The organism is Aquabacterium sp. J223 (assembly GCF_024666615.1).
Classification (GTDB): Bacteria; Pseudomonadota; Gammaproteobacteria; order Burkholderiales; family Burkholderiaceae_C; genus J223.
This window is the reverse complement of the sequence record NZ_CP088297.1, coordinates 3,342,867-3,362,998: the sequence shown is the minus strand read 5'-3', so window position 1 is coordinate 3,362,998 and position 20,132 is coordinate 3,342,867. Positions and strand designations below refer to the sequence as shown.

Annotated in this window: 17 protein-coding genes; 7 read left to right on the top strand and 10 right to left on the bottom strand. The window is 72.4% G+C overall.

The genetic code is table 11. The features are described from left to right. Positions 1 to 231: 231 nt before the first annotated feature. From LRS07_RS15990 to LRS07_RS15965, 6 genes are all read left to right on the top strand, one after another. Entirely contained in the window at positions 232 to 6,543 is a 6,312-nt protein-coding gene (locus LRS07_RS15990) for a HAMP domain-containing protein (protein ID WP_260498970.1), read from the top strand. Then, the gene (locus tag LRS07_RS15985) at positions 6,534 to 8,771 is read left to right on the top strand and encodes a response regulator (protein WP_260498969.1); all 2,238 of its coding nucleotides are present in this window, start codon (positions 6,534 to 6,536) and stop codon (positions 8,769 to 8,771) included. The genes LRS07_RS15990 and LRS07_RS15985 overlap by 10 nt, the downstream gene beginning before the upstream one ends. Continuing rightward, positions 8,771 to 9,139 (top strand): hypothetical protein, encoded by a 369-nt coding sequence (locus tag LRS07_RS15980; protein ID WP_260498968.1) that lies wholly within the window; start codon positions 8,771 to 8,773, stop codon positions 9,137 to 9,139. The genes LRS07_RS15985 and LRS07_RS15980 overlap by 1 nt, the downstream gene beginning before the upstream one ends. Before the next feature lie 25 nt (positions 9,140 to 9,164). Next, complete coding sequence (locus tag LRS07_RS15975) at positions 9,165 to 9,431, top strand: DUF5985 family protein (protein ID WP_260498967.1); 267 nt, start codon at positions 9,165 to 9,167, stop codon at positions 9,429 to 9,431. Between the two features lie 25 nt (positions 9,432 to 9,456). Then, positions 9,457 to 9,729: a DUF5985 family protein gene (locus LRS07_RS15970; RefSeq protein ID WP_260498966.1), complete on the top strand. Its 273-nt coding sequence runs from the start codon at positions 9,457 to 9,459 to the stop codon at positions 9,727 to 9,729. Positions 9,730 to 9,957: 228 nt separating this feature from the next. Then, positions 9,958 to 10,575, top strand: a complete 618-nt coding sequence (locus LRS07_RS15965; RefSeq protein ID WP_260498965.1) for a hypothetical protein — start codon at positions 9,958 to 9,960, stop codon at positions 10,573 to 10,575. A gap of 19 nt (positions 10,576 to 10,594) precedes the next feature. On the opposite strand, the gene LRS07_RS15960 is transcribed toward LRS07_RS15965, so the two are convergent. The 10 genes from LRS07_RS15960 to LRS07_RS15915 form a co-directional block, all read right to left on the bottom strand. After that, positions 10,595 to 11,611, bottom strand: coding sequence for an ATP-binding response regulator (locus tag LRS07_RS15960; RefSeq protein ID WP_260498964.1), 1,017 nt, complete (start codon positions 11,609 to 11,611; stop codon positions 10,595 to 10,597). Next, entirely contained in the window at positions 11,539 to 12,231 is a 693-nt protein-coding gene (locus LRS07_RS15955) for a response regulator (RefSeq protein WP_260498963.1), read from the bottom strand. The genes LRS07_RS15960 and LRS07_RS15955 overlap by 73 nt, the downstream gene beginning before the upstream one ends. Next, positions 12,228 to 13,106, bottom strand: coding sequence for a sensor histidine kinase (locus tag LRS07_RS15950; RefSeq protein ID WP_260498962.1), 879 nt, complete (start codon positions 13,104 to 13,106; stop codon positions 12,228 to 12,230). Before LRS07_RS15950 ends, LRS07_RS15955 begins: the two co-directional genes overlap by 4 nt. Then, positions 13,103 to 14,107: an ATP-binding protein gene (locus tag LRS07_RS15945; RefSeq protein WP_260498961.1), complete on the bottom strand. Its 1,005-nt coding sequence runs from the start codon at positions 14,105 to 14,107 to the stop codon at positions 13,103 to 13,105. Before LRS07_RS15945 ends, LRS07_RS15950 begins: the two co-directional genes overlap by 4 nt. Beyond that, positions 14,104 to 14,514, bottom strand: a complete 411-nt coding sequence (locus tag LRS07_RS15940) for an anti-sigma regulatory factor (RefSeq protein WP_260498960.1) — start codon at positions 14,512 to 14,514, stop codon at positions 14,104 to 14,106. The genes LRS07_RS15945 and LRS07_RS15940 overlap by 4 nt, the downstream gene beginning before the upstream one ends. After that, the gene (locus tag LRS07_RS15935; RefSeq protein WP_260498959.1) at positions 14,501 to 14,899 is read right to left on the bottom strand and encodes an STAS domain-containing protein; all 399 of its coding nucleotides are present in this window, start codon (positions 14,897 to 14,899) and stop codon (positions 14,501 to 14,503) included. Before LRS07_RS15935 ends, LRS07_RS15940 begins: the two co-directional genes overlap by 14 nt. 61 nt (positions 14,900 to 14,960) lie before the next feature. Continuing rightward, the gene (locus LRS07_RS15930) at positions 14,961 to 15,821 is read right to left on the bottom strand and encodes an STAS domain-containing protein (protein WP_260498958.1); all 861 of its coding nucleotides are present in this window, start codon (positions 15,819 to 15,821) and stop codon (positions 14,961 to 14,963) included. Between the two features lie 181 nt (positions 15,822 to 16,002). After that, the gene (gene glsA / locus LRS07_RS15925) at positions 16,003 to 16,962 is read right to left on the bottom strand and encodes a glutaminase A (RefSeq protein ID WP_260498957.1); all 960 of its coding nucleotides are present in this window, start codon (positions 16,960 to 16,962) and stop codon (positions 16,003 to 16,005) included. Between the two features lie 37 nt (positions 16,963 to 16,999). Then, positions 17,000 to 18,532 carry an MFS transporter gene (locus LRS07_RS15920; RefSeq protein WP_260498956.1) on the bottom strand — a complete coding sequence of 511 codons (1,533 nt, stop codon included), beginning with the start codon at positions 18,530 to 18,532 and terminating at the stop codon, positions 17,000 to 17,002. A gap of 64 nt (positions 18,533 to 18,596) precedes the next feature. Beyond that, complete coding sequence (locus tag LRS07_RS15915; protein ID WP_260498955.1) at positions 18,597 to 19,079, bottom strand: DUF456 domain-containing protein; 483 nt, start codon at positions 19,077 to 19,079, stop codon at positions 18,597 to 18,599. A 71-nt stretch (positions 19,080 to 19,150) separates the two neighbouring features. On the opposite strand from LRS07_RS15915, the gene LRS07_RS15910 reads away from it, so the two are divergent. After that, positions 19,151 to 20,116, top strand: a complete 966-nt coding sequence (locus LRS07_RS15910; RefSeq protein ID WP_260498954.1) for a ketopantoate reductase family protein — start codon at positions 19,151 to 19,153, stop codon at positions 20,114 to 20,116. Positions 20,117 to 20,132 lie beyond the last annotated feature (16 nt).

Here is a 20,132-nt window from a genome sequence, read left to right as displayed (position 1 = left end):
CCGACCCTTGCTGTTTTCCGGCGCCGCTGAAAGCGGCAGGTGCGCGGCACGCTCGTAAGGGGGAGGCAGGCCCGCACGTCGGAGGGGGCTGACCGGTCAAAAGGTCGGCAGGATTTGCCGTGACCCGGCCAGATTTGCGCCGGGTGGCAAGCCCTCGGCGTGCCTTGCTTTGGTGTTTTCCCGACCTTGGCGTACCGCCATCCGCGATGTACGGCATCTCAAGGGAGACACATGAAAGTCCTCGAAGACCCCGTTCTGGCACCGGCCGACGAGCTGTCGGCGCTGCTGGTGGCGCTGACGGCGCTGCGCGACGGCAAGGCCGACACCCGATTGCCCCTGCACTGGACCGGCCTGGCCGGCCGGGTCGCCGACGTCTTCAACCAGGTGGTCGAGCAGAACGCCGACATGGCCGCCGAGCTGGCGCGCCTTCGCCAGGTGGTCGGCAAGGAGGGCAAGCTCAAGCAGCGCGCCGCGCTGCGCGCGCCGCGTGGCTTCTGGGCCGAGTCGGTGGACTCGATCAACTCGCTGATCGACGACCTGGTGCACCCCACCTCCGAGGTGGCCCGGGTGATCGGCGCGGTGGCGCAGGGCGACCTGTCCAAGTCGATGGCGCTGGAGGTCGAGGGCCGGCCGCTGCAGGGCGAGTTCCTGCGCACCGCCAAGACCATCAACACCATGGTCGAGCAGCTCGGCGACTTCTCGGCCGAGGTGACGCGGGTGGCGCGCGAGGTGGGCACCGAGGGCAAGCTCGGCGGCCAGGCCACGGTGAAGGGCGTGGCCGGCACCTGGAAGGACCTGACCGACTCGGTCAACTCGATGGCGTCGAACCTGACGAGCCAGGTGCGCAACATCGCCGACGTCACCACCGCGGTGGCCAAGGGCGACCTCTCGAAGAAGATCGAGGTGGACGTCAAGGGCGAGTTCCTGACGCTGAAGAACACCATCAACACCATGGTGGACCAGCTGCGGTCCTTCGCCTCGGAGGTGACGCGGGTGGCGCGCGAGGTGGGCACCGAGGGCATCCTCGGCGGCCAGGCGCGGGTGGAGGGGGTGTCGGGCACGTGGAAGGACCTGACCGACTCGGTCAACTCCATGGCCGGCAACCTGACCAGCCAGGTGCGCAACATCGCCGACGTGACGAAGGCGGTGGCCGCGGGCGACCTGTCGAAGAAGATCACGGTGGACGTGAAGGGCGAGATCCTGGAGCTGAAGAACACCGTGAACACCATGGTGGACCAGCTGCGGTCGTTCGCGGCCGAGGTGACCCGCGTGGCGCGGGAGGTCGGCACCGAGGGCAAGCTGGGCGGCCAGGCCGACGTGCAGGGCGTGGCCGGCACCTGGAAGGACCTGACCGAGTCGGTGAACTTCATGGCCGGCAACCTGACCTCGCAGGTGCGCAACATCGCCGAGGTGACCACCGCGGTGGCGGCGGGCGACCTGTCGAAGAAGATCACGGTGGACGTGAAGGGCGAGATCCTCGAGTTGAAGAACACCATCAACACGATGGTGGACCAGCTGCGAAGCTTCGCCGCGGAAGTGACCCGCGTGGCGCGCGAGGTGGGCACCGAGGGCAAGCTGGGTGGCCAGGCCGACGTGCAGGGCGTGGCCGGCACCTGGAAGGACCTGACCGAGTCGGTCAACTCGATGGCGTCCAACCTGACCTCTCAGGTGCGCAACATCGCCGACGTGACGAAGGCGGTGGCGGCGGGCGACCTGTCGAAGAAGATCACGGTGGACGTGAAGGGCGAGATCCTGGAGCTCAAGGCCACCATCAACACCATGGTGGACCAGCTGTCCTCGTTCGCCGCGGAGGTGACCCGCGTGGCGCGCGAGGTCGGCACCGAAGGCCGGCTGGGCGGCCAGGCCGAGGTGAAGGGCGTGTCGGGCACCTGGAAGGACCTGACCGACTCGGTGAACTCGATGGCCGGCAACCTGACGTCCCAGGTGCGAAACATCGCCGACGTGACGAAGGCGGTGGCGGCGGGCGACCTGTCGAAGAAGATCACGGTGGACGTGAAGGGCGAGATCCTGGAGCTCAAGGCCACCATCAACACCATGGTGGACCAGCTGCGCAGCTTCGCGGCGGAGGTCACGCGGGTCGCGCGCGAGGTGGGCACCGAAGGCAAGCTCGGCGGCCAGGCGGAGGTGCAGGGCGTGGCCGGCACCTGGAAGGACCTGACCGACTCGGTGAACTCCATGGCCGGCAACCTGACGAGCCAGGTGCGCAACATCGCCGAGGTGACGAAGGCGGTGGCCGCCGGTGACCTGTCCAAGAAGATCACGGTGGACGTGAAGGGCGAGATCCTGGAGCTCAAGGCCACCATCAACACCATGGTGGACCAGCTGTCCTCGTTCGCCGCGGAGGTGACCCGGGTGGCGCGCGAGGTGGGCACCGAGGGCAAGCTGGGCGGCCAGGCCGACGTGCAGGGCGTGGCCGGCACCTGGAAGGACCTGACCGACTCGGTGAACTCGATGGCGGGCAACCTGACCTCGCAGGTGCGCAACATCGCCGACGTGACCAAGGCGGTGGCCGCCGGAGACCTGTCGAAGAAGATCACGGTGGACGTGAAGGGCGAGATCCAGGAGCTGAAGAACACCGTGAACACCATGGTGGACCAGCTGCGGTCGTTCGCGGCCGAGGTGACCCGCGTGGCGCGGGAGGTCGGCACCGAGGGCAAGCTGGGCGGCCAGGCCGACGTGCAGGGCGTGGCCGGCACCTGGAAGGACCTGACCGAGTCGGTGAACTTCATGGCCGGCAACCTGACCAGCCAGGTGCGCAACATCGCGGAGGTGACCACCGCGGTGGCGGCGGGCGACCTGTCGAAGAAGATCACGGTGGACGTGAAGGGCGAGATCCTGGAGCTGAAGAACACCATCAACACGATGGTGGACCAGCTGCGGTCGTTCGCCGCGGAGGTGACCCGCGTGGCGCGCGAGGTGGGCACCGAGGGCAAGCTGGGCGGCCAGGCCGACGTGCAGGGCGTGGCCGGCACCTGGAAGGACCTGACCGAGTCGGTCAACTCGATGGCGTCCAACCTCACGGTGCAGCTGCGCGACGTGTCCAAGGTGTCGGCGGCCATCGCCGGCGGCGACCTGACGCAGAAGATCACCGTCGACGTGCGCGGCGAGATCCTGCAGATCAAGGACGTGATCAACACCATGGTGGACCAGCTCAGCTCGTTCGCCGCGGAGGTGACGCGGGTGGCGCGCGAGGTGGGCACCGAAGGGCGGCTGGGCGGGCAGGCCCAGGTGAAGGGCGTGTCGGGCACCTGGAAGGACCTGACCGACAACGTGAACTTCATGGCCGGCAACCTGACCGGCCAGGTGCGCGGCATCGCCAAGGTGGTGACCGCGGTGGCCAACGGCGACCTGAAGCAGAAGCTGACGGTGGAGGCCAAGGGCGAGATCGCCGCGCTGGCCGAGACCATCAACTCGATGACCGACACGCTGGCCATCTTCGCCGACCAGGTGACCACCGTGGCGCGCGAGGTGGGCGTGGAAGGCAAGCTCGGCGGCCAGGCCAAGGTGCCGGGCGCCTCCGGCACCTGGAAGGGCCTGACCGAGAACGTCAACGAGCTGGCGGCCAACCTGACGACGCAGGTCCGCGCCATCGCGGAGGTGGCCACCGCGGTGACGCAGGGCGACCTGACGCGCTCCATCACGGTGGAGACGCAGGGCGAGGTGGCGTCCCTGAAGGACACCATCAACGAGATGATCCGCAACCTCAAGGACACCACCCAGAAGAACACCGAGCAGGACTGGCTGAAGACCAACCTGGCCAAGTTCTCCCGCCTGCTGCAGGGCCAGCGCGACCTGGTGCAGGTGGGCCAGACCATCCTGGCCGAGCTGGCGCCGGTGGTGGGCGCGCAGCAGGCCGAGTTCTACGTGATGAGCAGTGCCGACGAGGCGCCCAAGCTCAAGCTCTTCGCCAGCTACGCCTCGGGCGGGCAGGGCACCCACGGCAAGGAGGTGGCGCTGGGCCAGGGCCTGGTCGGCCAGTGCGCGCTGGACAAGGAGAAGATCCTCGTCACCAACGTGCCGTCGAGCAGCTTCCGCGTCGCCACCGGCCTGTCGGCCACCGCGGCGATGGACGTGCTGGTGCTGCCCATCGTCTTCGAGGGCGGCGTGCGCGGCGTGCTCGAACTCGCCTCGCTGCAGCGCTTCAACCCGTCGCACGAGGCCTTCCTCGACCAGCTGACCGAGTCGATCGGCATCGTCATCAACACCATCGAGGCCAACACCCGGACGGAGGACCTGCTCAAGCAGTCGCAGTCCCTCGCCCAGGAGCTGCAGAGCCGCCAGCAGGAGCTGCAGCAGACCAACCAGGAGCTGCAGGAGAAGGCCCGCCTGCTGGCCCACCAGAACCAGGAGGTGGAGCGCAAGAACCGCGAGGTGGAGCAGGCCCGCCAGGCGCTGGAGGAGAAGGCCGAGCAGCTGGCCCTCACCTCCAAGTACAAGTCGGAGTTCCTGGCCAACATGTCGCACGAGCTGCGCACGCCGCTGAACTCGCTGCTCATCCTGTCCGACCAGCTGTGCAAGAACGCAGAGGGCAACCTCACGGTCAAGCAGGTGGACTTCGCGAAGACCATCCACAGCTCGGGCAACGACCTGCTGATGCTGATCAACGACATCCTCGACCTGTCGAAGATCGAGTCCGGCACGGTGGCGGTGGACGTGTCGGAGCTGCGGCTGGACGACCTGCAGCGGTCGGTGGAGCGCAGCTTCCGCCACTTCGCGGACTCCAAGCACCTGGCCTTCAAGGTGGACATGGAGCAGCCGCTGCCCAAGAGCATGGTCACCGACGTCAAGCGGCTGCAGCAGATCATCAAGAACCTGCTGTCCAACGCCTTCAAGTTCACGCACGACGGCCAGGTCTCGCTGACCATCGCGCCGGCGCAGGGCGGCTGGTCGCCCGACCACGAGGAGCTGAACCGCGCGCCGCAGGTGATCGCCTTCTCGGTGACCGACACCGGCATCGGCATCCCGCCGGAGAAGCAGCAGATCATCTTCGAGGCCTTCCAGCAGGCCGACGGCTCGACCAGCCGCAAGTACGGCGGCACCGGCCTCGGCCTGGCCATCAGCCGCGAGCTGTCGCGGCTGCTCGGCGGCGAGATCCGGCTCGTCAGCGTGCCCGGCCAGGGCTCGACCTTCACGCTGTACCTGCCGCAGAGCCACAGCCCGTCGCGCAGCGGCCGGCCGTCGGCCCGCAACGCCGCCGCCTCGGCGCGTGACGCCCGGGCCGCGCTGCCCCAGCCGGCCGAGCCGTCGCCGGCGCGGGCCCAGCCGGTGGTGCCGGTGGACGAGCCGGCCGCCGACCAGGAGGAGCCGGAGAGCTTCCGCAACCATGCCGACGACGACCGCCAGAACATCTCCTCGGTCGACCGGGTGCTGCTGGTGGTGGAGAACGACCTCGGCTTCGCCAAGGTGCTGCTGGAGTCGGCGCGCCAGGCCGGCTTCAAGGGCCTGGTGTGCACCACCGGCGCGTCGGCGCTGGCGATGGCACGCGAGTTCCACCCGTCCGTCATCACGCTGGACATCCACCTGCCCGACATGCAGGGCTGGCGCATCCTCGACCGGCTGAAGACCGACCCGCAGACGCGGCACATCCCCATCTGCGTCGTCTCCACCGACGAGTCGCGCGACCGCGCGCTGCAGTCGGGCGCGCTGCACTTCCTGGCCAAGCCGCTGCGCTCGCGCGACGTGGTCGACGAGGCGGTGGTCGCGCTGCACCGGCTGGTCGAGCGGTCCACCCGCCGCCTGCTGGTGGCGGTGCCGGACCCGGCGGTGCGCCAGGCGCTGCGTGGGGCGCTGGAGCATGGCGTCGAACTGGTGTGCGTCGACGACGCGGCCGGCGCGCAGGCGGCGCTCAAGGAGGCCGACTGCCTGGTGGTGAGCGCCGATTTCCGCGGCCTGTCGCCGGAGGACGTGCGCGAGGCGATGGAGCAGCGCGGTGCGGCGCTGCACCTGCCGGTGGTGCTGCTCGAGACGCCGACCCACGGCCTGGACGACAACCCCTGGCATCGCCGCGCCGGCGGCTTCGCGCTGCGCCGGGCGGCCGACACCGACGAGCTGCTGGCCCACGTCAGCGTCTGGCTGCACCGCGACCCGGCGGTGATGTCGGTGGCCGAGCTGGCGGCCACCGGACGGGTGCTGGACGGCCGCCGCTCGCTGGCCGGGCGCAAGGCGCTGATCGTCGACGACGACATGCGCAACATCTTCGCGCTGGCCACCGTGCTCGACGACCAGGGCATGGTCATCGTCTCGGCCGACAATGGCCGCGAGGCCATCCGCCTGATCGAGGCCGACCCCGGCATCGACATCGTGCTGATGGACATCATGATGCCGGAGATGGACGGACTGACGACGATGCAGCACATCCGACGCCTGCCGCGCGGCCGCGACCTGCCGATGGTGGCGGTGACCGCCAAGGCGATGAAGGGCGACCGCCAGAAGTGCATCGAGGCCGGGGCCTGGGACTACCTGTCCAAACCGGTGGACCCGGGCCACCTGCTGTCGGTGATGAAGGGGTGGCTGTGCCCCTGACCCGGGCGTCCTCGCTCAAGTCGGGCGCCATCGCCGCCGACGTGATGGCCGAGGTCGAGGCCGACGCCACCGGCCAGGACCGCAGCGCCATCCTCATCGTCGACGACCTGCCGGAGAAGCTGCTGGTCTTCGGCACGGTGCTGGAAGACCTCGGCCAGGAGCTGGTGTTCGTGCGCTCCGGCAGCGAGGCGCTGAAGGAGGTGCTCAAGCGCGAGTTCGCGGTGATCCTGCTCGACGTCAACATGCCGGACATCGACGGCTTCGAGACGGCCAGCCTGATCCGCCAGTACAAGCGGTCGGCGCACACGCCCATCATCTTCATCACCGCCTACGCCGACGAGATGCAGACCCACCGCGGCTACGAGCTGGGCGCGGTGGACTACATCCTCTCGCCGGTGGTGCCGCAGGTGCTGCGCAGCAAGGTGCAGGTCTTCGTCGACCTGCACATCATGCAGCGTCGGGTGCGCCGCCAGGCCGAGCAGCGGCTGGCGCTGGCGGCGGCCGAGGGCGCGCGCCTGGTGGCGGAGGAGAACACCCGGCGCTCCAACTTCCTGTCGCAGGTCAGCCAGGTCGTCAGCGGCTCGCTGGAGGTCGAGGTGGGCATGCGCGCGCTGCTGGAGCTGGTGGTGCCGGCGCTCGGCCCCGGTGCGGCGCTGTGCGTGCAGCCGGACGTGAGCGGCAAGGGCGGTCCACCGGCCGAGGCCGCCGGCGTGGTGAGCCTGCGTCGGCTGGAGGACGGCGGCGCGCTGTTCCGCCGCACCGAGGTGGCGCTGATGCCCGCGCCGCAGCGCCAGGCCTTCGAACGCGCGCTGGCGGGGCAGGCGGTCGAGCCGTCCGGGGCGCCGTCGCCCGAGGTGCTGGACGGCCCGCTGCCGTGGGCCGGCCGGGTGGTGCCGCTGCGCCATGGCGAGCGGGTGCTGGGGGCGCTGTTCGTCGCCGGCCCGCCCGAGGCCGAGCTGCAGCACCAGGTGGCCGAGCGGGCCGCGGTGGCCTTCGAGAACGCGCGGCTGTACCGCGAGCTGCGCAACGAGATCGACGAGCGGCGCGAGGCCGAGCGCCGGCTGCAGGATTCCAACCGCCGCAAGGACGAGTTCCTGGCCATGCTGTCGCACGAGCTGCGCAACCCGCTGGCGCCGATCCGCAATGCGGTGGAGGTCATCCGCCGCGTCGCGGGCGCCGACCCCAAGCTGACCTGGGCCACCGACATCACCGACCGCCAGGTGCGCCAGCTCACCCGGCTGGTCGAGGAACTGCTCGACGTGGCGCGCATCAGCCAGGGCAAGATCACGCTGCAGATGGAGTCGGTCGACCTGCTGGCCGTCGTCGCGCACGGCGTCGAGACGGTGCGCCCGACGATCGAGGGCCGCGGCCACCGGCTGCAGCTGCAGCTGCCGGCGCATCCGGTGTGGCTGCGAGGCGACTTCGCCCGCCTGTCGCAGGTGGTCGCCAACCTGCTGCACAACGCGGCCAAGTACACGCCCGACGGCGGCGCGCTGCAGCTGGGCCTGTGCAGCGAGGGCGGGCAGGCGGTGATCAGCGTGCGCGACAACGGCATCGGCATCGAGCCCGAGCTGCTGCCCAACGTGTTCGAGCTGTTCGAGCAGGGCAAGCGCTCGCTCGACCGCAGCCAGGGCGGCCTGGGGGTCGGCCTCACGCTCGTCCAGCGGCTGGTGCAGCTGCACAACGGCCGCATCGAAGCGCGCAGCGCCGGCGCGGGCCAGGGCGCGGAGTTCCTCGTCCGCCTGCCCTGCCTGCGCGAGGTGGCGGCGCCGTCGCCGGTCGCCCCGACGCGCCCGGGCCAGGCCGAGGTGGCCTGCCGGGTCCTCGTGGTCGACGACAACCTGGACGCCGCCGACACCGTCGCCATGTTCCTGCGGCTGGAGGGCCACAGCGTGGAGACCGCGGCCGACGGGCCGCAGGCGCTGGCCCGCGCGGTCACCTTCCAGCCCGAGGTGGTGGTGCTGGACATCGGCCTGCCCGGCCTCGACGGCTACGAGGTGGCGCGCCGGCTGCGGCAGGCACCGCGCGGCGCCTCGCTGCTGCTGATCGCGCTCACCGGCTACGGCCAGCGCGGCGACCAGGCGCAGGCGATGGCCGCCGGCTTCGACCGCCACCTCGTCAAGCCGGCCGACCCCACGCTGCTCACCCAGCTGATGGACGAGTGGCGGCGTTCGCAGGCCGACGCGGCCGTGGCGCCGCCGCCTGCCTCGGGAGCCCGTCGGTCCTGATGAAGCTTCCCGAGGACCTTCAGCGCTTCATCCTCGTCAGCGTGCCCTCGGTGCCTTACCTGGAGGCACTGCTGCTGATGCGCAACGGCCCGCCGTCCGGGTGCAGCGCCGCCGAGCTGGCGCGCTCGCTGTACATCGCCGACCGGCCGGCCGCCGACCTGCTGGCGGCGCTGGCCGCCGCGGGCGTGGTCGCCCCGGCGGATGCGGCGGGCCGCTTCCGCTACGCACCCGCGCCCGCGCTGGCGGCCATGCTGGACCGGCTGGCGGAGGCGTATGCGCAGGACCTGATCGCGGTCACCCGCCTCATCCACGACGGCGTGCACCGCAACGCCCAGCGTTTCGCCGACGCCTTCCGGCTGCGCAAGTGACCCCCATCCCATCGAGGAGACCCCGATGCTGGCTGCCGTCATCTACACCCTCTGCGCGTCCACCGCGGCGCTGGCCGCCACGCTGCTGCTGCGCAGCTTCGTGCGCAGCCGCCACCGGCTGCTGCTGTGGAGCGGCCTGTGCTTCGTCGGCCTGACGTTGAACAACGTGCTGCTGGTGGTCGACCGGCTGATCCTGCCGACGGAGGTCGACCTGGGCCTGGCCCGCCTGCTGTCCGCGCTGGCCGCGGTGCTGCTGCTGGTCGTCGGGCTGGTGATGGAGCACGAGGCATGACGCCGCGTCGGCAACGGGAGGTGGCATGACCGGCGGCGGCACGCTGGGCCCGCTGCTGCTGGGGGCCATCGCCACCGCGTCGGCCACCGCGGGCCTGTTCTTCCTGCGCTACTGGCTGAGCACGCGGGACCGCTTCTTCCTGCTCTTCGCGGCGTCCTTCTTCATCGAGGCCGCCAACCGGGTCGAGATGGCGTTCTCGCCCGGCATGCACGAGGCGGAGCCGCTCAACTACGCGGTGCGCCTGCTGGCCTATGCGCTGATCCTGCTCGCCATCTGGGACAAGAACCGCTCGCCCTGACGCCCGCGGTCGGCGCGGCGGAACCGGTCCCGTCGTCCGCCGCCTGCGGTCGTGGGGCCTCGCCGTCGGACGTGTCGGCGGGCGCCGACATTTGTGTGAAGCGACGTCACGGCTGCATCGGGGTGCTTCTTGGTGGAAACCCGGCGCCCAGCCGGCCTTCTGACAGGCATGGCCACGTGCCGTGGCCCCGTGTTCAACCCTTGCACACCGCTGCAGAAGGAGCGTCCCGTGAAGATCCATCGCATCACCGCCGCCGCCGTCTCGACCCTGCTGCTCGCCGCCGGCGCGCAGGCCGCCGGCCCGCGCGACACGCCCATGGCCCGGGTGGCGCAGGAGCAGATCGCCACCTACGCCATCAGCCCCGATGCTGGCCGTCCGGAGGCGGCGGCCTGGAGCAGCCGCCTGCCGTCGGCGGATGCCGCGTCGCGGCCGCATTCGCGGCATGGCGAACGCCTGGGCGCCGCCGGCGAGCAGAACCTGCCCGCGACCCTGATCTACAGCCCCGATTCGGGCCGCCCGGAAGCCGCCGGCGCCCATGCGCAGGTGCAGCGCATCGAGGACGAACGGCTGGCCGCGGCCCAGGCCGATGTTCGAGCCACCCCGGGGGCCGCGGCGGGTGACGGCCTGGTCCTGGCGGACGTCGCCGCCGCGGCCGACGAGGCGTGGATGGACGGCGCCGGCGAGGACGACACCCTGGCCTACGAGGTGCTGACCGACGAGCCGCTCACCGACGAGGAAGTGGCCTACATCAGCGAGAGCCTGAAGCCGGACGCGGTGATCGTGCTGGACGGCCAGCAGTACCACGTCTATTGGGAGCAGTCGCCCGAGCAGGGCGCGGTGCAGTGACCCGGGGCCGCGGTGCGGCCTAGCGGCCGGACCGCCGGTCCACCAGCTCGGCCACCGTGCGCAGCACCTCGGTGGTGTCGACCGGCTTCGCGCAATGGGCGTCGAAGCCGGCCTGCAGCGCCTGCTCGACGTCGCGCGCCCGGGCGTAGGAGGTGAGCGCGATCGTGGCCGGCCGCGGCCCGGCGGTGGCCGCCAGCGCGCGCGCCAGTTCGTAGCCGTCGCGCCCCGGCATGCCGATGTCGCTGATCACCACGTCGGGCCGCAGGTCCGGCAGCACGGCCAGCGCCGCGTCGACGCCGTCCGCGGTGTGCGCCTCGGCACCCCGGTCGCGCAGCACCAGCGCCAGCAGCGAGCCCGCGTCGCGGTCGTCGTCGACCACCAGCACGCGCACGCCGTGCAGCCGCTGCGGGGCCGACTCCGGGTCCAGGCTGCCGAAGGCGGATTCCAGCGTCGGCGCCGACGCGCCCGCGCCGGTCGCCAGGGCCGGCAGGCAGACGGTGAAGCGGGCGCCATGGCCCAGCCCGGCGCTGTGCGCGTGCACCCGGCCACCGTGCAGTTCCACCAGGTGGTGCACGATGGACAGGCCCAGCCCCAGGCCGCCGTGCTGCCGGTTGGTCGCCGCGTTGCCCTGTTCGAAGCGGTCGAACAGCCGCGGCAGGAACTCCGGCGCGATCCCTTCGCCCTCGTCCTCCACGTGCAGGCAGACCTCGCCCTCGTCGTCCGACCGCTGCACGCCCAGGCGCACCTCCCCCGGGGCGGAGAACTTGACGGCGTTGGTCACCAGGTTCCACACCACCTGCTGGAAGCGGGCGGCATCGGCCAGCACGACCGGGCTGTCGGCGGCCGGCTGCCACGTCATGCGGATGCCCCGTTCCTCGCCCAGCGTGCCGAGGCCCTCGAGGGCGGAGCGCACCAGCTCGTTGGCGTCGCAGGCGCGCAGCTCCAGCCGCAGCTTGCCCATCGTCAGCCGCGACAGGTCGAGGATGTCGGCGATGAGCTGGGCCTGCAGCCGGCCGTTGCGTTCGATGGCCGCCACGCCGCGCGGCACCTCCGGCGGCAGCCCCCGCCGGCATCGCGCTGCAGCGCGCGCTGCAGCACCGTGGTCCAGCTGAGGATGGCGTTCAGCGGCGTGCGCAGCTCGTGCGACAGCACCGCCAGCAGCTCGTCGCGGAACCGGCTCACCCGCTCGGCCTCGGCGCGGGCGGCCTGCTCGCGGCGAAGGAGGTCGGCCTGCGCGTCGTGCAGCGCCTGTTCGGCGGCCCGGGCGCGCAGCAGGGTCTGCACCGTGGCCAGCAGCACCGTCGGTTCCACCGGCCGCGTCAGGTAGGCGTCGGCACCGCCCTGCAGGCCGCGCACACGGTCGTGCACCTCGGTGTAGGCCGCCGACAGGTGCACCACCGGCACGTTGACGGTGGCCGGCTGCTCGCGCAGCAGGCGGCAGCATTCGAAGCCGTCGATGTCGGGCAGCTGGATGTCCAGCACCACCAGCGCGATGCCGTCGCCGGCCTTGGCCAGCGCCTCGCGGCCGGTCGAGGCCTCCACCGTGTGGAAGCCGGCGGCGCGCAGCTGCCGCGCCGTGGCGTAGCGGCTGGCCAGGTTGTCGTCGACGACGAGGATGCCGGCCGAGGCGGCCGCCGGACGGCCCGGCGTGCTCATGCCGCGCCCTCCGGCGGCCAGCGCAGCGGCAGCGTGACGTGGAAGGTGGAGCCTTCGCCCGGCGTGCTGTGCACGCCCACCTGGCCGCCGAGCAGCAGCGCCAGCTTCTTGCTCAGCGCCAGGCCGAGGCCGGTGCCCTTGACCATGTGGTGCAGCGGCGTCTCCAGCTGCGAGAAGTCCTCGAACAGCGCGCCCTGCAGTTCGGGCGGGATGCCGATGCCGGTGTCGCTGACGAGGAAGGTGACGCGGTGGTCGCCGTCGCGGCGCACGCTGACCCGGACCTCGCCGCGCTGGGTGAACTTCAGCGCGTTGGAGATGTAGTTGCGCAGGATCTGCGCCAGCTTCTTGTCGTCGGAGAACAGCGTCAGACCCTCCGGCGGCGGCTCGAAGGCGAGGGTCACGTCGGGGTTGGTCAGCACCGGCTTGAACATGCCGCGCAGCGCGGCGAAGAGCTGCACCATGTCGAACCACGCCGGGGCGATGGTCACCCGGCCGGCCTCGACCTTGGCCAGGTCCAGCAGGTCGTCGACCATGCTGCTGAATTCCAGCGCGGTGTCGCGGATCAGGCCCACCTGCAGCGTCTGCTCCGGTGCCAGCGGACCGTCCACCTGGTCGAGCAGCAGCCGCGAGATGCTGAGGATGGACGCGATCGGCGTGCGGAACTCGTGGCTCATGTAGGCCAGGAAGCGGCTCTTCAGCTCGTTGGCCTGGGCCAGCGCCTGCGCCTGCACGTCGAGCTCGGCGTACAGCGCGAGCACGCCGCGGTTGGTCTCTTCCAGTTCGGCCGACAGCGCGTCGATCTGCGCCTGCTGGGCGGCCAGCCGTTCCTCGAGGCCGGGGGCCGGCGGCTGCGGCGGGGTGGGGTGGTCGGTCATGCGTTCCTCGCGGCGCCCCGGCGCAGCACCACCACGCTGGCGTCGTCCCGGCCGCGCCGGTGCCGGCGCAGCAGCCAGGCGGCGATCACCGCCGGGTCCTGCTGCAGCAGGCCGGGCTCGTCGGCCAGGGTCCAACGGCTGGCCAGGCCGTCGCTGTGCAGCAGCGCCAGGGTGTGCGGCGGCCAGGCCAGCACCTGGTCCTGCGCGCGGCGGGTCTGCAGCCCGAGGGTGCCGTGGCCGCCGAGCAGGCTGCGGTCGGCCACGCCGGAGAGCAAGCGCCCGGTGACGTTGCCGATGCCGGCGAAGCGCACGTTGCCCTCCGCGGCGTCCAGCGACAGGGCGCTGCCGGCCGCCCCGCGGCTGCCCTGCAGCGCACGGTGCACCTCGTCGAGCAGGGCCGCCGGGCCCGGCGGCCGCCGCGGCGCAGCCAGCACCGCCAGCCCGGCCTGCGCCGCCGCGGCGGCCTGCGGGCCATGGCCCAACCCGTCGAGCAGCAGCGCGCAGGCACCGTGGCCGTCGACCTGCACGGCGAAGCCGTCGCCACAGACCGTCTCGCCGGGCGCGGGCAGGTGGGCGGCGCCCCAGGCGATGGCCGGCACCGGCACCGGCGGTCCCACCCGGGACAGCACCACCGTGCCGACCCCCGGGCGCGAATACACCCCGAACTCGCGCGACAGCCGGCGCACCGCGCCGAAGCCCGTGCCCGGCGTCGGCCCGGTGGAGAAGCCGTCGTCCAGGCAGCGCTGCGGGTCGTCCATGCCGGGACCGTGGTCCAGTGCCAGCAACTCCACCGTGCCCGCGTCCGGCGTGCCGACCAGGCACCAGCCGTCCTGCGCATGCCGCACCAGGTTGTGACCCAGTTCGGTGGCCACCAGCGCGGCGCGGCCGGCGGCGACCTCGTCGAAGCCCAGCCGCGCGGTGTGCTGTGCCACCGCACGGCGCAGCTGCCCGACCTGGGAGGCCTCGCGCACCTCGAATGCCTGCTGCTGCAGCACCGTCACACCGTCCAGCGGGCCACGGTGACGCAGGTGCCCTCGCCCGGCGCGCTGCGGATGTCGAAGTCCTGCACCAGGCGCTTGCTGCCGGACAGGCCGAGGCCGAGGCCGCCGCCCGAGGTCCAGCCGTCCTGCATGGCCTGGGTCAGGTCGGGGATGCCGGGCCCCTGGTCCTCGAAGCTCAGCCGCAGGCCGCGCTTCAAGCCCTGGCTGAGCACCTCCCAGCGCATCTCGCCGCCGCCGCCGTAGACCAGCGTGTTGCGCGACAGCTCGCTGGCCGCCGTCACCAGCTTGGTCTGGTCGACCAGCGAGAAGCGCAGCGACTGCGCCAGGCGCCGCACCTCCTGCCGCGCCAGCACGATGTCCTGCTCGCTGCGCAGCGGCAGCCGTCCCACGGTCTCAGGCGCGGGCATTGCGGGCCGCCACGGCAGGCGCGGCAAAGCCGCCGGTGCGCCGCTCCAGCAGCGCCATGCCCTTCTCGACGTTGAGCGCGGTGGACACGCCGTGCAGCGACAGGCCCAGTTCGACCAGCGTGATGGCGACGGCGGGCTGCATGCCGACGACGACCGTCTGCGCGTCCAGCACGCTGGCGATGCCGGCGATGTCGGACAGCATGCGGCCGATGAAGGAGTCGACGATCTCCAGCGCCGAGATGTCGATCAGCACGCCGCGGGCACGGTGGCGCTGCACCTCGTTGGCCAGGTCGTCCTGCAGCTGCAGCGCCGTCTGGTCCTGCAGGTCGACCTGGATGGTCACCAGCAGGAACCGACCCATGCGCAGAATCGGGACCCTGTTCATGGGGCCTCCCAGAGGGGCTCGCGGGCCGGCTCGGGTGCGGTCCGGCGCTCGGTCCGCGTGTTCATTCGACGGTGTCGCGCGTGATGCGGTAGCCGGTGCGCTGCAGCGCCAGGGCCAGCGCATCGGCCAGCGACGCCTTGGTGGTGATGCCCTGCAGGTCGATGCCCAGGTGCACGATGGTCTGCGCGATCTGCGGCCGGATGCCGCTGATGATGCAGTCGGCGCCCATCAGCCGGATGGCGGTGACGGTCTTCAGCAGGTGCTGGGCCACCAGCGTGTCCACGGTCGGCACGCCGGTGATGTCGATGATGGCGATCTCGCTGCCGGTCTCGACGATGCGCTGCAGCAGCGCCTCCATCACGAGCTGGGTGCGGCTGGAGTCGAGCGTGCCGATCATCGGCACCGACAGCACGCCGTCCCACAGCTTGACCACCGGCGTGGACAGCTCCAGCAGCTCCTGCTGCTGGCGGTTGATGACGTCCTCCCGCGACTGCTGGTACAGGCCCACGGTCAGCTCGGCGGCCCGGTCGACCACGCTGGAGATGCGCCACACGGTGGCCACCAGCGCCTTCGGCTGGTCGGCCAGGCGTTCCTGCACCCGCTGGAACAGCGGCCGCTTGAGCGACAGCACGAAGCGGCTGGTCTCGTCGACCGCGGCGCCCTGGGCGGCGCGGGCACCGGACAGGCTCTGCAGCTCGCGGCGCAGCGGTTCCCAGGCCGGGCCGCCGAGGTCGTCCGCGCCGTCGGCGGCGAGGCCCTGGCGCAAGGCCTTGAGCAGCGGCAGGGCCTCTTCACGCGTGGCCGGCATGCGCGGGGCACGGCCGCCGACGCTGGGCGCGGCGGCTTCCTGCAGCCATTCCTGCAGCACTTTCGTCTCATCGTCGCGAAGCACTGCTTCGAGGACGACGTTCTCCTCGGTCATCGACTCCTCCTCGATCCATTCTGATCGACGCGTGCGCGCCGACGCCGTGCAGGGCGTGCGGCGCGAGCGCCGCAATCGGGGGCAACGAGTGTGCCCAATCTGGCCCACGCCAACCTGTCGATCGGCTGTCGATGCGTCGTTGCAACAGGTGGCGCCGCGTGCCGGTGGCGCCGCGTCCGGCTCACCCGTGGTGGTCGAACAGGCTGAGCCGCCAGCGCTGCGCCAGCGCCTTCAGCGCCTTGATGCCGCGCACGCTGTGGCCCGCGCCGTCGAGCCGCGGCGACCAGGCGGCCAGCGCGAAGCGGCCCGCCACCACCGCCAGCACGCCGCCGCTGACGCCGCTCTTGGCCGGCAGCCCGACCTCGTAGGCCCAGCGGCCGGCCGAGTCGTACATGCCGCAGGTCAGCATCAGGCTCAGCAGGTCCCTGACCAGGTCCTGCGGCAGCACCGTTCCGCCATGCTGCGGCTGGCGGCCGCCGGCGGCCAGCGTGGCGCCCATGCGCGCGAGGTCGCGCACGTCCACCTGCAGCGCGCACTGGCGCAGGTACAGCGCCAGCAGGTCCTCCACCTCGGCCGCCATCACGCCGTGGTGCTTCAGCAGGTGGGCGATGGCCCGGTTGCGGTGGCCGGTGGCGAGCTCCGACCGGAACACCGCCTCGTCCACCGACAGCGACCGGCCGGCGAAGCCGTCGAACAGCGACTGCACCCGCGGCCACGCCTCGCCGCCCGCCGCCTCGGCGATCAGCGCCGACACCGCCATGGCGCCGGAGTTCACCATCGGGTTGTACGGCCGGTGGCTGCCGTCCTCCAGTTCGACCAGGGAGTTGAAGGCGTCGCCGGTGGGCTCGACGCCGACGCGGCGGTGCACGGTGTCGCGGCCGCACAGCGTCAGCGCCAGGCCGAAGGCGAAGGGTTTGCTCAGCGACTGCAGGGTGAAGCGGTGGTCGGCGTCGCCGACGGCCAGCACCCGGCCGTCCACCGTGGCCAGGGCCAGCGCGAAGCGCTCGGCCTCGACCTTGGCCAGCTCCGGGATGTAGTCGGCGACCCGGCCGTCGGTCAGCGGCGCGTGCACGCGGTGCAGTTCGGCCAGCACGGCCTCGGCGTCGTCGGGCAGCGGCAGGCGGCAGGGGGGCGTGGTCATGCCGCGCACGGGCAAGGCGCGCGCCGCCGTGGTGGGGTCAGGCCGGCGTGGTGCGCGCGCCCTGCGGCCCGGCCGGCGTGCGCAGCAGGCGCGCCGCCAGCCACGCCGCGCCCAGCACCAGCGCCATGGCCGCCAGCGCCGCCAGCGTCAGCGCGTCGACGAAGGCGGCGCGGGCGGCGGTGCGCAGCGCCTCCCCGGCGGCGGCGGGCAGCGCCTGCGCGGTGTCCAGCGCGGCCCCCAGCGTGGCCACCGACGTGCGGTCGGTGCCCGCCGCCAGCCCGGGCAGCAGCCGGGCCTGGTACAGCGCGGTGCCGAGGCTGCCGAAAAGCGCGATGCCGAGCGCGCCGCTGAACTCGGCGCTGGTCTCCGACAGGGCGGAGGCGGCGCCGGCGCGCTCGGCCGGCGCGCTGGTGATGATCATCTCGTTGCCCACCGCGAACACCGGCGCCATGCCCAGCCCCATCAGCACCGTGCCGCCGACAAGCAGGCCCAGGCCCCAGGCGGTGCCGGCCAGCGCGATGAGGCCGAAGCCGGCCGCCGCCAGCAGCAGCCCCCGCACGAACACGGCCGACGGGCCCCAGCGGCGCGTGGCCCACGCGGTGCCCAGCGAGCCCACCGCGAAGGCCAGCGACGACGGCACCGTGGCCAGCCCCGCCATCAGCGGCGACAGGCCGAGCACGCCCTGCAGGTACTGCGCGATGGAGATGAACAGGCCCATCATCGCCAGGCAGGACAGCCCATAGGCGGCGATGGCGGCGCCGAAGCGGCGCTGGCGCAGCAGCGCCACGTCCAGCAGGGGGTAGTCCAGCGTGGCCTGCCGGCGCACGAACACCCAGCCCAGCAGCACGCCCGCGGCGGCGGTGAGCAGCGCCTGCGCGTCGGGCCCGTGCTCGGCCAACCGCTTGAGCCCGTAGACCACGGACAACACCGCCGCCAGCGACAGGCCGACGCTGGGCAGGTCGATGCGGCCGGCCTGCGGGTCGCGGTACTCCGGCAGCAGCCAGGGCCCGAGCAGCAGCAGCAGCGCCATCACCGGCACCGCGACCAGGAACACCGAGCCCCACCAGAACCATTCCAGCAGCACGCCGCCGACCAGCGGCCCGATGACGCCGCCCACCGAGAAGCTGGCGATCCACACGCCGATGGCGAACTGGCGCTGGGTGTCGTCGTGGAACATGTTGCGGATGAGGCTGAGCGTCGACGGCGCCAGCGTCGCCCCGGCCACGCCGAGCAGCGCCCGCATCGCGATCAGCATCGCCGCGCTGTCGGCGAAGGCCGCCAGCGTGGACGCCGCCGCGAACGCCGCCGCGCCGATCAGCAGCAGCCGCCGTCGGCCGAAGCGGTCGCCCAGCGTGCCCATGGTGATGAGGAAGCCGGCGACCAGGAAGCCGTAGATGTCGACCATCCACAGCAGCTGGCTGGCGCTGGGCCGGAAGGTGGCGGCCAGCGTGGGCAGCGCCAGGTTGAGCACCGTCATGTCCATGGCGTAGACGGCACAGGGCAGGGCGATGACGGCCAGACCCACCCAGTCGCGGGCGGTGGCCCGCGGGGCGGGTGGTGCGATGTTCATGCCGGCGATTCTGGTTGGCGCATCGTGACGACGGTCCGCCCCCTGCCGTTTCGACAGCGCGGCCTCAGAACATCAGCGCCAGGGCGAACACGCCGACCATGATGAAGGCGATGACGACCTTGGCGACCAGGCCGGCCATCAGGCCCATCCAGGTGGCGATGCCGACGCGCATCGCGGCGCCGTGGTGGCGGCGGGCGATGAACTCGCCGATGGCCGCGCCCGCCAGCGGCAGGAAGAGCACGCCGATCAGCCCGAGGAAGAGGCCGGCCACCGTGCCGATCGCCGCCCCCACCATGGCCTGCTTGCTGGCGCCGGCGCGCTTCGCGCCGAGCACGCCGGCGACGTACTCCAGCACCCACGACAGCACGGCCAGCAGCACGAGCACGGTGATGCTCAGGCTGCCGACGCGGGTGAAGTCGTCGATCCAGGCGCCGAGCAGCGTGCCGGCCAGCACCAGCGCCGTGCCGGGCAGCACCGGCAGCACGGTGCCGGCCAGCCCGGCGACGATGAGCAGCCAGGACAGGGCCCACCAGGCCGTGGGGTTCATGAAGGGTCCTCCGTGTCGATCGGCAACCGCTGGCACATGCCATTCCCGAGGCAGTGCTACAAGAGGGTCCCATGAACCGCCTTTGCATCTTCGGCGCCGGCGCGGTCGGCGGCCACCTCGCCGCCCGCCTGGCACGGGCCGGGCTCGACGTCTCGGTGGTCGTGCGCGGGCCGGCCCTGGCCGCCATCCAGGCCCGGGGCCTGCGCCTGGTCACGCCGGACGAGGACTTCACCGTGCGCCTGCGCGCCACCGACCGCGCCGAGTCGCTGGGTCCGCAGGACCTGGTGATCTGCACGGTGAAGGCGCATGGCCTGCCGGCCGCGGTGGACGGGCTGAAGCCGCTGCTGGGGCCCGACACGCCGGTGGTCTTCGCGCTCAACGGCCTGCCCTGGTGGTACTCGCACGGCGTGCCGGGCATGCCGCCGCTGACCCGGCTCGACCCCGACGGCCGCCTGTGGCGCGAGATCGGCCCCGAGCGCGCCCTCGGTCTGGTGGTGGTGTCGCCCAACGAGGTGACCGCGCCCGGTGTGGTGCGCAACAACCACGCGGTGAACACCTTCACCCTCGGCGAGCCGGGCGACGCGATGACCCACCGCCTGCAGGCCATCGCGCGCACGCTGGCGCCGGCACTGCCCGGCACGTCGGTCACCGCGCACCTCCGCAGCGCCATCTGGAACAAGCTGCTGACCAACCTGGCCAGCTCGCCGCTGGCCGCACTGGCCGATGCCGCCTGCGCCGAGCTGCTGCCGCTGCCGCGGCTGCGCGAGGTGTTCGTGCGGCTGATCGACGAGGGCGCCGCGGTGGCCCGGGCGCTGGGCGTGCCGGACATCCGGCCCGACGTCGAGCACCGGATGGAGCGCCTGGTCGCCAGCCGGCATCCACCGTCCTTCCTGCAGGACCTGCGCGCCGGCCGCCCGGTGGAGATCGACGCGCAGATGCTGGCGGTGCAGGACCTGGCGCGCCAGGCCGGCGTCGCCACGCCGGTGCTCGACAGCCTGGCCGCGCTGCTGATGTGGCGGCTCGGGCGCAGCGACTGACACGCGGCGGCGCGGT